Source organism: Paenibacillus sp. cl130 (genome assembly GCF_900116035.1).
Taxonomy (GTDB): Bacteria; Bacillota; Bacilli; order Paenibacillales; family Paenibacillaceae; genus Paenibacillus; species Paenibacillus polymyxa_B.
Genome location: NZ_FOYG01000001.1, coordinates 733,714 through 747,838 on the forward strand (window position 1 = coordinate 733,714; position 14,125 = coordinate 747,838).

Genomic DNA, 14,125 nt, shown 5'->3' on the forward strand with positions numbered 1-14,125 from the left:
TGACGTCTTTCTTGCCCCTTCTCTTTTTTTTGCATTATCCGAAAAGAACTCTAATCCTCTTTCTTCAGACCCATGGCAGCCCATGCCAGCAATATCCATCCTGCAATAAAACACACGCCTCCTAAGGGGGTGATAGCCCCCAGCACACGGATTCCGGTCAAACTTAGCACATACAAGCTGCCGGAAAACAAAATGATACCCGTTAATAACAGACGCGCTGCCCATCTCAAACGGTTGGAAGAACCCCACTGTCCAGCAGCCAACGCAATGATCAGCAAACCGACAGCGTGAATCATATGATATTTCACACCTGTTTCATACACGGCCAAAGCATCCGCGTCGATCCGGGGTTTCACAATATGTGCCCCGAACGCTCCAATGGCTACCGCCAACATCATCATTATAGATCCCACAAATATCCATTTTCGTTGCATGTTTGTGTACTCCTTTTCATCTCATCCTTTTAACCGAATGTTCTTCTTATTTTATCGAAACCGTATGAAGTTTACCAGCCAGCGTGTGTGAACAGACCGCATACAGAATTGGATGATTAGACCCTGTCTTTTGAAGGGTAATGTGTAGGGTGGCTTGCTTTTTTGTTTATTTTGTGGAAAATTAGTACCTGTTCGGACTATGTTCAAGGAGTTGAAAAAATGAGTACCCAAGATCCTAATTTGCAAAAGCCTGCTGCGCCTGAGGAGCACCCTGTTTTTTCAGAAACTCCTGTGTTCCAGCCTCCGGTCAAGCTCAAACATTCCGGTCCCGGAATTGCTTCTTTTATTATGTCGCTTGTCAGCCTGATCGGATATATTATTCTGGCTATTATGGTTATTAATCTGCTGGCTCATTTCGGCCAATACCAAACGATGAACCCGGAAGTCGCTCTGCAGCAAACCGGAACGGTACTGCTTCCTTTTATTTTTTTAGGCAGCCTGTTGCTGAATTGTAGCGGACTTGTGGTCGGTATCATTGGAATTGCGTTAAAAAACCGTAAGAAAACCTTTGCTATTACAGGCTTAATCATTAATGCACTTATTATTGTGGGCTTTATTGCACTTCTTGCCATCGGTCTTTCCGTTCCGAATAGCACAGCGGATATCTATCCTTCCTCCGTGCAATCTTTATAATTTTTCTGCATCACACAGAGAGGATTCAATGTATGAACAAAATTAAAATTTTTGCCGACAGTACCAGTGATATTCCTGCTCACTGGCGTCAACAGTACGAAATTAGTATTGTGCCATTGTATACAGTATTTGGTGATGAGGCATTGCAGGATGGTGTAAACATTCACCCAGAACAATTATTTCAACGTGTAAGCCGCGAGGGACATTTACCGCGTACCGCCGCACCTTCTCCGTCGGATTTTATTCAAGCCTTTGCGCCCTACATAGAACAAGGGGACGACATTTTATATATCAGTCTGTCTTCCGAACTATCATCGACGTACCAGAATGCGCTACTCGCTGCCTCCGAATTTCCGGAAGGTCGCATTACGGTTTTTGATTCCTTGAATTTGTCGTGCGGCTTTGGCCTGCTTGTGATGAAAGCTGCTCGTGCGGCAACCAACGGCAATACGATAGAGCAGATTGTAGACATGTTGACAAAAACCAGGCCGTTAATAGACACGGAATTTGTCATTGATACACTTGAATACCTGTATAAAGGCGGAAGATGCTCAGGCATGCAAAACCTGATTGGCAGTCTGCTCAAAATTCGTCCGGTGATCAAAGTGATTGACGGAAAAATGACGCCTGTCTACAAAGTCCGCGGCAAACGTGAAAAAGCACTGGATCAGATGCTGCAAAACGCTCTGAATCAACGAGATCAGATGGATAACGATATCATTATTGTCGTGCACGCTTTGGCCGAGGAAGATGCGCTGATGCTGCAAGCTCGCTTGAAAGAAGAAACGAACGCACAAGAGGTACTGCTAACTACAGCAGGCTGTGTCATTTCCAGTCATTGTGGTCCACAGACTATCGGTATTATGTATGCCAAAAAAGCATAGTTTATCCAATATCAAACCCGTTGCCGCATAGGTAGCGGGTTTTTTGGTGTTTTTCCAGCAATTTAGCAATGAATAACTTTCCTCTTTTTGATAGTATTATTCGTCGAGTAACGATATATGAATCTACAATCTATCATAAAAAAGAAGGTTATTTGGTATGAGTTCCAAACGATCACGTTGGTTAACCAGGCTCACCCTTTCAGCAACTGCAGCCATCACAATATTCACAACATTCACTTCATACTTAGCTGCTCCAGCAGCAGCATCATCCGGCGCTACGTTCCAAGATATTGCACACAGCTATGCCTATCAGTCTATTATTTCCCTGCACGCTAAAGGAATTTTGAACGGTACACAACCTGGTTACTTCTCTCCTAAAAAGGCTGTTACCAGAGCCGAATGGGTTACCGCACTGGACCGTACACTCGGTCTGGAGCCTGTACAAGCAGCCGTTTCCTCCTACCGAGATGTTGCCCAAAAGACGTGGTACTATGGATGGATTGAAGCGGCTTCTCAACTCAATATCGTTCAGGGGGGAACGTCTGCCACATTCCAACCTAATAGTCCTATAACCCGTCAAGAAGCGGCCTTGATGATCGCACGTCTCATCCGTTCTTCGGGCGGATCAGGAAATGCTACTTCCTCCTTCACAGATACTGGGGAAATTGCAGATTGGGCTCTTGATGCGGTAACCACCGTAAATCGTTACGGCTTTATGAAAGGTGAAAGTAACTATTTTCGTCCAGCATCCTCTCTAACCCGCGAAGAAACAGCGGCATTGCTGGAGCGTCTGCTAACGTATTCAACAAAGCATGCTAACCAAACTGCTTCCACCGCTTCTTCCATCCGACTAGGCTGGCAATATGATCAAACCGTTCAGCAGTTTGAAAATACGGTGCTCCAATCCAACATCAACACCCTGTCACCACGTTGGTTTTTTCTAAATGAAACAGGTAGTATAAGCGACTATACCAATGCGTCGCTGCTTACCTGGGCCAAACAGCATCATAAAAATATCTGGGCTATGGTAGGCAACCGTTCCAATCTGGTGCTGACGCACCAAATTCTATCCAGTGAGGTTCTACGGAATAAAACTATAACTCAGCTTGCCAATGCCGTATCTGTATACGGTTTGAACGGACTTGTCATTGATTTTGAAAATGTAGATGGTCAGGATCGTGCCAATTTAACATTGTTCGTCCAACAATTAAAAGCTAAGTTGAAGAGTCAGAATACGGTACTGGCGATTTGTGTATCTCCTGATTACGGAACGGACTGGACTGCCGCCTTTGATTATAAACAGCTTGGCGCTGCGGCAGACTATCTGATCCTGATGGGATATGACGAGCATTGGGGAGGTAGCTCGATCCCCGGCTCTGTGTCCTCATTGCCATGGCTCCGTGAAAGCGTGCGGCGTTTCGTACAAACCACCTATCCGGAAAAAGCGATCTTGGCGTTGCCATTATTTACACGGAACTGGACTCTTAATGCTAGCGGACATTCAATCGCTTCCTCTGATATATCACTAGATCAGCAAAACCAGCTAGTATCCCGTTCCGTCTCCAAACCAATCTGGAATGAGGATATTCAGCAGTATACCGTGTCTTACAAAGACACACAGCTTCATAAGCTGTGGCTTGAGGAAGGACGATCCTTCACTCGTAAGTATCGCTTGGGGCAGGATGCTGGGTTTGCTGGCTTCGCCTACTGGTATCCGGGCGGAGCCAGCTCTGATCTATGGTCCAGTGTAAAAAACGCAGACCGATTTATACAGCGTGGTTTATAAAATACAAAGCCTTCAACCTCACGTGAAAAGTGAAGTTGAAGGCTTTTGGCATACAACTTATCACCAGCCTATGACCGATATGCTACTTTCCCGTTTACAACTGTCATTCGTACCCTCACGTCAAGTAAAGCTTGCGGGCTTTCCGATACATCACGGTCAATGACTGTAAAGTCAGCGGCTTTCCCTTCAGCTATCGCCCCTCTTTCATCAGCTTCTCCGGCTGCTACTGCGCTTCCCGTGGTAAACAGACGAATGGCTTCATGTACATCCAGCTTTTCAGCGGGAAGATAGCCCTCATGCATTTCTTCCGGCTTGGCGCGAGTCACTGCCGCATGAATACCAAGAAAAGGGTTTAACGGCTCAATCGGCGCGTCACTACCTCCAGCACATGGAATGCCTGCTTCCAACAGCTTTTTCCAGGCATATAAATATTCAGTCCGTTCTTTCCCCACCCGATCCAGTACCCAAGGGAAGTCACTTGCGACAAAACGGGGCTGGATGTCCGCAATCAGCGGCAGCTTCGCCATTCTCTTGACCAAATCCCTCCTAAGCACCTGTCCATGGATCAGGCGATCTGGCAAACCGCTTTCCTCCGTGAGCACATGGGCCTCCATCGCTGTCAAAATCATGTGCGCTGCCCCATCCCCTATAGCATGTACAGCCACTGGAAAGCCTGCGGCCCTGGCAGCTGCCACCATCTGATTCAGCTCTGGCTGCGGTTGAATCGCCATTCCGCGGGTATGTGGAGCATCACTATAAGGTTCTGACAATAATGCCGTTCTTCCACCAATAGCGCCATCGGCAAACATTTTAATCGCACCGATTTTAAACCACTCATTTCCGGTACCTGCACGCAGCCCTTGCACTTTCGCTTCTTCCATAAAGGGATGATAGATGAGCTGGTGTGTGCGAAAAGCAAGACCTTCTTCCCTCAGCTCCCTGTAAATTCGCTGCATCGTCTCCACGCTGCCCAAAAAACGTAAATCTTCCGTGTGCGCAGCAGTTAGACCAAGCCGTAGCGCATCCAGGCAAGCCCGCCGAATCGTATCCTTCTTAACCGAATAATCCGGCTCTGGCTGCACGCTAGTAAAGGCAAAGGATGCTTCCTCATAAATCAATCCGTTCAACCGTCCATGTGCGTCTCGTCCATAGGCTCCCGAAGCCGGGTCAGGGGTGTCCTCGCTAATACCCGCACGCCGAAATGCCTCTGAATTGGCCAAGAACGTATGAAAGCACGTACGAGTGAGATATACCGGATGCTGATCTGTAATGGCATCCAGCTCGGCTATACCCGGAATTTCAACAGGAATAAACGCATTTTCATTCCAGTTAAGTCCTAAAATCCACTCTCCCGGCGGTGTTACAGCGACCCGTTTGCGCAGCATAGCCAGCATCTCTTCCTTGGAGGTAGCTGATGTTAAATCCAGCATAGCCAGCTTCATACCATGCATAGACAAATGCATATGTGAATCGGTTAAGCCTGGCAGTACATAGGCGTCTTCCCAATCCACAGTTTCATATTCCTTACCGGTCAACTGCAATTCAAGCTCCCGAGCATATCCGATGGCTTGTATCCGACCCTGCTGTACAACGATGGAGTCTCCTTTGGAAGCCCAATCCCCATGCAACCGGCCGTGCTTGAACAAAACGAATGTCAACGCCACTCATCTCCTTTTTTCAACTATACGCATATCCACTTCATATTACGCCTGTGTTGCCACTTCCAAGCGTAGTGTATTTATATCTATCTGCTGCACCTGCTGGGCAAATTGGTCATGAGCTGCACAGACAGCCATTTTATAATCCTGATCCAACTCATACTGCTTAAAATGACAATACTCGGTGGTAAAGCCCTCTGTCGTGAAGCCTATGAACGGTTGTGCCTTCAGTTCGAATGAAAAAGACTTCAACGGTAGAGTTAGTCCCTGCCCCTCGGCCTTCACAAAGCTTTCTTTAAGCGTCCATAGATCGTAAAAATAGGACAATCGGTTGTCTGCGTCCTGACGCATTAACGCATCATACTCTTTGTCCGAAAAGCACACTCTACCTACCTCAAAATCAATAGGACGGAGCTGTTCAATGTCGATTCCAAGCGGGTGATCATCAATAGCGCACACCACCCATTTTCCCGAGTGAGAAACATTAAAATGGAATGCGGGTGCATTTATCAAGGAAGGCTTACCGAACGCATTGTATGTAAATTGAAGACTAGCATTAGATACCTTCAATTGCCGGCAGACCAACCATCTTAGCAGCACATCGGCATATAAGCCCCTCAAAGCATCTTCCCGATGTAAAAAACGATCTAACTTGTGCTGCTTTTCCAGCGAAACCCGATTTACCAGTAATTCGTAATGCTCCTCAGCTTCCGGCTTGCTCGTATCAATCGCGTATATTTTCATGGTTGCCTCCTGTATATCTAATGAATATCAGCCAGTTTGTAACACTCACCGTTCGATTGAAGTCTGTTAGATATGGATGGCGTGTGCCGTGTACATGGTCAATATACTACTCTAGCACTTTCAATTCAATATGGATACAATTGGGATAAGCATCTCTATTAAAACTACTTCATAGAGCCTATTAATGAAAGCGCTTTAAAATAACGCATGCAGAGGAGGACGAAACAATGAAATATGATTTTGCCCGCTTGCTGTGTATTATGCTCTCTATTTTGCTGACGTTGAGCATTTTTCAGATGTTTTCACCTAAGATCGCTTCAGCCGCTTCAGCGAATGTTGTGAATGGCATTCAGTTTAAAGATACAGATGGAAACGTGGTCCATGCCCATGGGGGTGGTATGATTAAAGTAGACGGTTACTATTATTGGTTTGGTGAAAATCGTAATCCCAACGGCACGTTCAAGGCGGTATCCGCCTACCGTTCCTCTGATTTAAAAAACTGGGAGTTTCGTAAAAACGTACTAACCAGCAGCTCCGCTGTAGAGCTGAATGTTTCGAATATTGAACGTCCGAAAGTGATTTACAATGAAAAAACACGTAAATACGTATTATGGATGCATAAGGAGAATGGGGTTAATTACAACGAGGCCCGAGTGGCTGTCGCTTCTTCCGATACCGTGGACGGCGATTACACGTATCAGGGCAGCTTCCGTCCTCTGGATCACGATTCGCGCGATATGACCGTATACAACGATAACGGTACAGCTTACCTCATTTCGGCTACCCGGGTAAACGCGGATCTGAACATCTATCGTCTGACACCGGATTTTCTGCAAGTTGAATCGCTGGTGACTACACTTTGGCCAGGACAATATCGTGAAGCTCCGGCGATGTTCAAAAAAGGAGACGTCTACTTCCTGATTACATCCGGGGCAACCGGCTGGAATCCCAATCAAGCCAAGTATGCTACCGCATCCAGCATTGAAGGAACCTGGAGTAATACGATAAACTTCGGGGACGGTACGACATATGGTTCACAGTCGGCTTACGTGATTCCTGTTGAAGGTGCCCAGACAACTTCATACCTGTATTTGGGCGACCGTTGGGCGGGTGCGTGGAGCGGTCCTGTGCAGGATTCTCAATATGTATGGCTGCCACTGCGTTTTCCAACAGCGACTTCATTAGCCATGGATTGGTTCGACAGCATTAATATTGACACCGCCAGTGGTGTGGTCGAGGGGATAACAACGCCAATTGCCATTGATCCGGATGCCTATTATCAGCTAGTGAATCGCAAGAGCAATAAGCCACTAAGCATTATTGGCAATGCAACGACGGACGGCGCAGACCTGGAGCAGCGTGCAAATTCCGGAGCTGCAAACCAGCAATGGCAGCTCAAGGATGCAGGCAGCGGATATTATAAAATTGTGAACCGCAACAGCGGAAAGCTAATTGGTGTTGAAAGCGGTACCACAACAGACGGTACAGTTATTGAGCAGTGGAGTGACGGAGGCTGGTCCAGTCAGCATTGGCAATTAGTATCCGTAACCGGTGGTTATTACAAGCTGAAAAATCGGGCAACCGGCAAGCTGATCGATATTTCTGAAGGCGCCACCGCCGATGGAGCCAAAGCCATTCAATGGGGCGATAATGGTGGGACGAATCAGCATTTCCGTGTAGTTAAAGTAGAATAGCTCAAGTTATTTTCAAAAGGAGCCGTATTCCGAGCAGACATGGTGACTGCTAACGGAAAAGACGGCTCCTTTTTACGTAAAACGATGAAATTGATAATCTCTAGTACGTTACAATTCCCACGGATAATCTGTTGTCAAAAAACTAGCCAACTGTTTGCTTTCTTCCCTCCGCTGACGCCGTATGGCTGCGCGTGATGGAGCCGTCTGGTGCAATTGTAACTGCTCTTCTGTTTCTGGAATCACCTGCGGGACAGTCACCTTACGGTTGTTCTCGTCCAATGCCACAAAGGTCAGAAAGGCGGTGGCTGCGATTTTTCGGTCACCAGTCATCAGTCCTTCACGAATTACCTTTACGAACACCTCCATCGAGCTACGGCCTGTCCAGGTTACGAACGCTTCTAGAGTGACAGAATCACTCGGATGGATAGGTAGCAAAAAATCCACCGAATCCGTAGAGGCTGTAACTGTGTTCGTACGACACAGCTTAGCAGCTGCAATAGATGCGATATCGTCGATATACGACATTAATCGGCCGCCGAAGAGCGTGTTATGATTGTTGATATCGTTGGGAAATACTCGGGACGTCTTGAAGCAGTAGGTTTCTCGGATGTACTTGCTTTCCATGGATTCTTTCCTCTCTTTTCCTCGTTGCTCTCTTTTTATATCTCAGGATTTTGCAAAATCATGATGTGGAAGCCTGTTTTAGACTATGCTAATCATCCCACTAATCCGCATAATAAATCAATACATAAAAATCGGCATCCTCATCCGAATCATTCCGGTAGGTATGTATGTCAGATACTTGAAATTGCACGGCATCCCCTGCACTCAGCTTGAGCTGTTGCCCCTGCATTTCAAAGTACATTTCCCCACGGATCATGAGAATCGTTTCCTCCCCCAAATGCTTCTCTGCCTGGTGTGTAAAACCTGGCTTCAGACTTACCGTGAACACCTCAAACTTCTTTTCAGCGTGATACGGGAATACAGGGTAAACAAAATAGTTACCGTCCTCATCAATAACCGGATGCAGGTCTTCCCTCCGAATCTTCGTGATTTGCGGCGGATCTTCTTTGAGAAAGGTGGAGAAGGATACATGCAAACCGTTCGCAATTTTCCAAAGGGTTGTTACCGTAGGATTGGATTTCCCCTTCTCAATCTGAGCCAGCATCCCTTTGCTGACCCCTGTCAGTTCAGCCACCTTATCCAAACTTAATCCTCTAGTCTTCCTGATTTGAGCCAAATTAGAGCCAATAATATGCTGCATTGAATCCACGGACGATGCCTCCTTGTATCCAAAAGTCTATATAAGAAGAATACACAAAAGACTGTGTGTTCGCTATATATAGACTGTATCGTAAAATATCATTTATCTTTTGCAATTTTGGATGCATGACTTATTATCCACAGTAAATTAAGTGTAGCCGATCAAGGTAATACAAAGCTTAAACGGGAAGTAGACATGCTACAATTTACTGTAATTGTAATATGGTCAGGTTCCTCGCTTACTTCAACATGCAATAAAAACATTTGACATTGAATATAAATGTCCTTAAACTTTTCACTTATTAAAACTTTTTTCAAAACTATTGTAATATCCTGAAGGAGGGCTGCTATCCTATGACTTTTCCGTCCCTGAACACCCAACAGGTGAGAAAATCAAGTTTGGCTATCTAGGAGGGACTAAATTTGAATCTGCAAACCCGCAAGTCCCGCCACATGTATACGATGCAGCTGGCGACAATTTTTATTGGCTTTATTGTATTTGGCATCTCGGAAAATATTAAAGGCCCTGCCATTCCACGCATCCAATTCGACTTCAATCTGGATGAACAGCAGCTCGGAACATTGTTGTCTCTAAACGCACTTGGTTATTTGATTGCCTGCTCGTTCACCGCTGTCCTTGTCCGTAAGTGGGGAATCAAGGCGGTCAGCATCATTTCCTTTGCTTCCATGATCATCTCGGGAGTGTTCATCTATCTGTCGCACACGTATCCGTTCTTCGCCTCGTCCTACTTCTTGATGTATATCGGGAACGGCATGCTGGAGATTGCGCTCGCAATTTTGGGGGCGAGGATTTTTGTGAAAAATACCGGCACGATGATGAATTTGTCCCACTTTTTCTATGGGCTCAGCTCAACAGTCGCCCCTTTGCTGGCGACGGGAGTCATGTCACTGACGGTATTTGGACATATGCTGGACTGGCGGGGGATGTATCTGGCTATGTTGTCGCTCTGCTTGCTGCCGATTGTGGCCGCACTGCTCAGCACCTTCCCGGGAGACGATTTGCAGCATGAGGATCGAACCTCACTCAAGACGCTAACCCGCGATCCAGCACTCTGGATGATGGTAATGATCCTGTCGTTTGGAGTAGTCTCTGAGCTCGCAGTTGGGGGCTGGCTGGTCAACTTTTTAGAGAAAGCGTATTCATGGAGCACGGTGGAGGCGTCCAGCATGCTCTCAGCGTTCTTTCTTACCTTCTCGTTGGGGCGCCTATTGCTTGGTCCACTCACAGACCGGATGGGGTTCGTGCTTTCGACGATTCTATTCTCCGCCTTCTCAGCGATATGTACGTTCGCAGCAATCGCGGGTGGAGAGAGACTGGCGTTTCTCTTTGCCGTATCAGGTGCAGGTATTGCAATGATCTATCCGACCGTGATGGCGTTCATAGCAAGGAGATATCCGAAGGACAGTGATACAGCTATTACGTTCGTCGTCACGCTGATGGGCATAGGTAGTGTCATTGGCAACTATGTGATCGGCTGGGTAATCGAAGGGGTCAAGATAGTCTACGGCGCAACCACTGAGCTTGGCATACTGCGCGGACTTCAGGCGGGATATGGAGTTATCGGTCTATGCGCAGCCATCTGCGCGATCTCGGGAATTATTCTCTACGGATATCTGAAAAAGCGGCAGGAGCTTATATAAATCACCACCTTAGGGTTGCCCCATAAGTCATGAACTGACTGGGACGCCCTTTTTTTACGAGTTCCCCATTCAGTCAAAACAGCCCTTATATGAACACATCCGAGCTGCTTTGATTCATCATCAGTTCTTGCCCGTTTGCCATTTCGAAGAGCTCATCGGGAGTACATTTGAACACCGCTTTTGGATGACTGGCTGCTGCCAAATCGTCTGGAACCGGAACACGACCGAACCTTTTTGGTAAATACATAGCCTTCATTGGGTTGTCAACAGTAAAACAGCTTTTTAAGAGCAATTCTCCTGTAGGAACTATTCAACATAACATACAAACGTATAATATATTGATACTTTACAACTTACGTTATATACTATTATAAAATTTATACACTGGGGGTAAGGTTAAAATGTCCATAGCTTCGGAGTTGAGCGGAACGAAGCACGATTCACTCAGCTTTTTACAAGGGGTTAAAGATTGTATTCCTACATTGCTCGGTTATGTATGTATTGGGTTCGCGGCAGGCATTGTGGGCGCTTCATCAGGGGTTAGCACCATGGAAATTGCCTTCATGTCGGCGCTTGTATACGCAGGAGCCTCCCAGTTTATCATGTGCTCGATGCTGGCTGCAGCCAGTCCTCCATCCGTCATTATTTTAACGACTTTCATTGTGAATGCTCGTCATCTGCTGTTAAGTGCGTCGCTGGCTCCTTACTTTTCTAAATATTCATTGTGGAAAAACATAGGCATCGGTGTTCTTTTGACGGACGAATCCTTTGGAGTAGCGTCGGATAAATTGGCTAAAGGCGGGCAGGTCAGTGACCGCTGGATGAACGGGCTTAATATTACAGCTTATCTCGCCTGGATTGCATCCTGTGTAGCGGGAGGGGTTCTCGGGAACTGGATTTCCCGGCCGGAGGCTTTTGGTCTGGACTTTGCCTTGCCAGCGATGTTTCTTGCCCTGCTCATTTCCCAACTCCAAAGTGTCCAGACCTCCAAACTCAAGCATCGTCTGCTGCTTGTGCTGTGTATGGCTGTTCTGATGTACCTATTGTCCTGGTGGGTACCATCACATATCGCCGTCATTGTAGCGACCATGATCACCGCAACGATTGGAGTGTTAACCGACAAATGAACATTAATCCCAATGTCCTGTATATCATTATCGGTGCCATGATTGTCACGGCGATTCCAAGGATCATTCCCTTTGTCGTGCTGCAAAGGCTGGCGCTGCCCAAGCCAGTGCTACAATGGCTTTCCTATATTCCCATCTGCATATTCACGGCCCTCGTGATGGAAAATTTGCTCGTTCGAACCGAAACCTCCGTCACTCTTAATGGGCAAGTGCTTATGGCTGTTCTTCCTACGCTAGTGACCGCCTTGTGGAGCAAAAACCTGCTGGCTACCGTCGTTGTCGGTATTGTGAGTATGGCTGTAGTTCGACTTTGGTGGTAAAGATAAAAATACCCTCCTACAATAGGAGGGCATCTGCCATTTCTTATGATCCACCTGTCGTTCTTACTAACGAGGGCGACAGATTTTCTTCCTCAAAACCACGTTCTCGTTGTGAAAGATACGAGGAGGCTTGGAGCCTGAACATTTCTGCATACACTCCGTCTATATCTATTAAGCGTTCATGGCTACCTGCTTCTACAATTCTGCCCTCCTCCATTAAAATAATGGTATCGGCCATACGTGCAGAGGACAATCTGTGTGAAATAAACACTCCAATTTTCTCATGAATAAGCTGATCAAACTTTTGAAAAACCTCTTTCTCCGCGTGTGGATCCAAAAAAGAGCTCGGTTCATCCAAGACATATATATCGGCATTTCTCATAAAGGCCCTGGCTATTGCAATACGCTGCCACTGTCCTCCAGATAGCTGCTGTCCATCTTCAAACCATTTTCCAAGCAAGGTATTCATTTTATCAGGCAGGCCGACTATCAAATCTGTAATCCCCGCCTTATCTATAGCTGTCCAAATGGCCTCATCATTTTCTCTGGAAGCCACATTACCAAAGCCAATATTATCTCTAACAGCCATCTCATAATGGACAAAATCCTGAAAAACAACGCCTATCTTTTCTCTAAAACTGTCTTTATCCAATTCATGTATTGAGTGTCCATTAATTAAGATTTCTCCTTCAAAATCGGAATACAAATGAGTCAGTAACTTCACAATCGTTGATTTACCCGATCCATTTCTCCCTACAATGGCCAGCTTCTCTCCTTGATGAAGCTTGAAGCTAACATTAGAAATGGCATTCTCCTCCGTGTTCGGATATCTAAACGATACATTCCGAAATTCAATACTGTGAATAGTGGACAAAGGCAATTGCTGAACCGTTTTTTGTATTTTTGCCTCTTCCGGCATATCCAAAAAGTCAAATAGCTGCTTGATGTACAAATTATTTTGACACAAGCTTAAAATCCCTTGTACAATGCTCTGCGATGTTGACTGGGTTAACGTGATACCCTGAATTAAGCTCACCAAGTTCCCCACTAAAATTTGACCAACATAAGTGGCTTGTATGGCCATGAAAATAATAAATGCACACGCACCCTGATTTACAATCTGAAATACAAGAGAGGTATAGGATCTACGAGCCGCTAGCACTTTATCCTCGCGATAAAACCCTTCGAGTATCGTTTTATATCTTTTTCGCAAATAGTCTCCCAGTTGAAATATTTTCACTTCTTTAAAACTATTATCTCTTGTCACTAAAAACGACAAATACCAGGATTCACGTTGTCTTCCTGCTCTTTGAAAGTGAACATTAAATTCTCTTTGCCCGATACGTAAAAAAGAATAAAATGATAAGCATGGAATGAGAAAAATGAATAAGAATGCCCACCATCTCCATGCGATGAGAATAGCACCCGTCGAAAATAAGGTTACAACACTGCTAATAATGGCAAGGATTTGAGTAAATATTTCAAACGGCCTAAAATCTGCCTCTCCCTGAGCACGTTGGAGCATATTTTGCACATCTGCATCCTCAAACGACTGCAAAGACATCTTTTGTGCTTTTTCAATAATTCTGATATTTACCTGGTTCGATAGCCGGCTTTGAAACATTTTACGAAAAAAGCTTTCGCCAATATTGATCAGATCGTACAGCAAATTGACACCGATCAAGACGCCAAAAGCTATAAAAACAGGTTGAAAGCTGCCCCCTGACGCTCCGGCCACGACACTGTTGATTAATTCTCTCGTGGTTAAAAGGATCACAGCAGGAATTGCACCTTTCAATAAATTCGTAATGAGTATAGCAATCAAAAAGGAAGGATGTGTGTCCCAAAGCAGCCTGAATA

Annotated in this window: 14 protein-coding genes; 7 read left to right on the top strand and 7 right to left on the bottom strand. The window is 45.8% G+C overall.

Going from position 1 to position 14,125, the window contains the following annotated elements:
• Positions 1-50: 50 nt before the first annotated feature.
• Positions 51-434: a DUF423 domain-containing protein gene (locus BM358_RS03440; protein ID WP_028542927.1), complete on the bottom strand. Its 384-nt coding sequence runs from the start codon at positions 432-434 to the stop codon at positions 51-53.
• Between the two features lie 219 nt (positions 435-653).
• Between BM358_RS03440 and BM358_RS03445 the strand changes: the two genes are divergently transcribed.
• The 3 genes from BM358_RS03445 to BM358_RS03455 all read left to right on the top strand — a co-directional run bounded on the left by BM358_RS03445 (position 654) and on the right by BM358_RS03455 (position 3,797).
• On the top strand, positions 654-1,127 hold the full coding sequence (locus BM358_RS03445; RefSeq protein ID WP_023987849.1) for a hypothetical protein: 474 nt from the start codon (positions 654-656) through the stop codon (positions 1,125-1,127).
• Between the two features lie 32 nt (positions 1,128-1,159).
• Complete coding sequence (locus BM358_RS03450) at positions 1,160-2,011, top strand: DegV family protein (RefSeq protein ID WP_023987848.1); 852 nt, start codon at positions 1,160-1,162, stop codon at positions 2,009-2,011.
• A gap of 157 nt (positions 2,012-2,168) precedes the next feature.
• On the top strand, positions 2,169-3,797 hold the full coding sequence (locus BM358_RS03455; RefSeq protein WP_028542928.1) for an S-layer homology domain-containing protein: 1,629 nt from the start codon (positions 2,169-2,171) through the stop codon (positions 3,795-3,797).
• Between the two features lie 68 nt (positions 3,798-3,865).
• Here the strand turns inward: BM358_RS03455 and BM358_RS03460 are convergent, their stop codons facing one another.
• Positions 3,866-5,455 carry an amidohydrolase gene (locus BM358_RS03460; protein ID WP_028542929.1) on the bottom strand — a complete coding sequence of 530 codons (1,590 nt, stop codon included), beginning with the start codon at positions 5,453-5,455 and terminating at the stop codon, positions 3,866-3,868.
• 45 nt (positions 5,456-5,500) lie between these two features.
• Positions 5,501-6,199, bottom strand: coding sequence for a 4'-phosphopantetheinyl transferase family protein (locus BM358_RS03465; RefSeq protein ID WP_028542930.1), 699 nt, complete (start codon positions 6,197-6,199; stop codon positions 5,501-5,503).
• Positions 6,200-6,426: 227 nt separating this feature from the next.
• Between BM358_RS03465 and BM358_RS03470 the strand changes: the two genes are divergently transcribed.
• On the top strand, positions 6,427-7,893 hold the full coding sequence (locus BM358_RS03470) for an RICIN domain-containing protein (protein ID WP_025723966.1): 1,467 nt from the start codon (positions 6,427-6,429) through the stop codon (positions 7,891-7,893).
• Between the two features lie 108 nt (positions 7,894-8,001).
• On the opposite strand, the gene BM358_RS03475 is transcribed toward BM358_RS03470, so the two are convergent.
• Complete coding sequence (locus tag BM358_RS03475; protein WP_013309488.1) at positions 8,002-8,517, bottom strand: acyl-CoA thioesterase; 516 nt, start codon at positions 8,515-8,517, stop codon at positions 8,002-8,004.
• Between the two features lie 100 nt (positions 8,518-8,617).
• Positions 8,618-9,166, bottom strand: coding sequence for a helix-turn-helix domain-containing protein (locus BM358_RS03480; RefSeq protein WP_023987843.1), 549 nt, complete (start codon positions 9,164-9,166; stop codon positions 8,618-8,620).
• A 413-nt stretch (positions 9,167-9,579) separates the two neighbouring features.
• Between BM358_RS03480 and BM358_RS03485 the strand changes: the two genes are divergently transcribed.
• Entirely contained in the window at positions 9,580-10,818 is a 1,239-nt protein-coding gene (locus BM358_RS03485; protein ID WP_028542931.1) for an MFS transporter, read from the top strand.
• A gap of 85 nt (positions 10,819-10,903) precedes the next feature.
• Here the strand turns inward: BM358_RS03485 and BM358_RS26365 are convergent, their stop codons facing one another.
• A complete protein-coding gene (locus BM358_RS26365) occupies positions 10,904-11,065 on the bottom strand; it encodes a YbaK/EbsC family protein (RefSeq protein ID WP_155613661.1) in 162 nt (53 codons plus the stop codon).
• A gap of 154 nt (positions 11,066-11,219) precedes the next feature.
• Here BM358_RS26365 and BM358_RS03495 point away from each other — a divergent pair, with 154 nt between their 5' ends.
• The gene (locus BM358_RS03495) at positions 11,220-11,945 is read left to right on the top strand and encodes an AzlC family ABC transporter permease (protein ID WP_028542932.1); all 726 of its coding nucleotides are present in this window, start codon (positions 11,220-11,222) and stop codon (positions 11,943-11,945) included.
• Positions 11,942-12,265 carry an AzlD domain-containing protein gene (locus BM358_RS03500; RefSeq protein ID WP_028542933.1) on the top strand — a complete coding sequence of 108 codons (324 nt, stop codon included), beginning with the start codon at positions 11,942-11,944 and terminating at the stop codon, positions 12,263-12,265. Before BM358_RS03495 ends, BM358_RS03500 begins: the two co-directional genes overlap by 4 nt.
• A gap of 43 nt (positions 12,266-12,308) precedes the next feature.
• Here BM358_RS03500 and BM358_RS03505 read toward each other — a convergent pair whose 3' ends face one another.
• Positions 12,309-14,090: an ABC transporter ATP-binding protein gene (locus BM358_RS03505; RefSeq protein WP_256253338.1), complete on the bottom strand. Its 1,782-nt coding sequence runs from the start codon at positions 14,088-14,090 to the stop codon at positions 12,309-12,311.
• Between the last annotated feature and the right edge of the window lie 35 nt (positions 14,091-14,125).

What these genes read in the sequence shown, in the direction of transcription:
- BM358_RS03440 (WP_028542927.1), bottom strand. Translation starts at nt 434, where the DNA reads ATGCAACGAAAATGGATATTTGTGGGATCTATAATGATGATGTTGGCG.
- BM358_RS03445 (WP_023987849.1), top strand. Translation starts at nt 654, where the DNA reads ATGAGTACCCAAGATCCTAATTTGCAAAAGCCTGCTGCGCCTGAGGAG.
- BM358_RS03450 (WP_023987848.1), top strand. Translation starts at nt 1,160, where the DNA reads ATGAACAAAATTAAAATTTTTGCCGACAGTACCAGTGATATTCCTGCT.
- BM358_RS03455 (WP_028542928.1), top strand. Translation starts at nt 2,169, where the DNA reads ATGAGTTCCAAACGATCACGTTGGTTAACCAGGCTCACCCTTTCAGCA.
- BM358_RS03465 (WP_028542930.1), bottom strand. Translation starts at nt 6,199, where the DNA reads ATGAAAATATACGCGATTGATACGAGCAAGCCGGAAGCTGAGGAGCAT.
- BM358_RS03470 (WP_025723966.1), top strand. Translation starts at nt 6,427, where the DNA reads ATGAAATATGATTTTGCCCGCTTGCTGTGTATTATGCTCTCTATTTTG.
- BM358_RS03475 (WP_013309488.1), bottom strand. Translation starts at nt 8,517, where the DNA reads ATGGAAAGCAAGTACATCCGAGAAACCTACTGCTTCAAGACGTCCCGA.
- BM358_RS26365 (WP_155613661.1), bottom strand. Translation starts at nt 11,065, where the DNA reads ATGTATTTACCAAAAAGGTTCGGTCGTGTTCCGGTTCCAGACGATTTG.
- BM358_RS03495 (WP_028542932.1), top strand. Translation starts at nt 11,220, where the DNA reads ATGTCCATAGCTTCGGAGTTGAGCGGAACGAAGCACGATTCACTCAGC.
- BM358_RS03500 (WP_028542933.1), top strand. Translation starts at nt 11,942, where the DNA reads ATGAACATTAATCCCAATGTCCTGTATATCATTATCGGTGCCATGATT.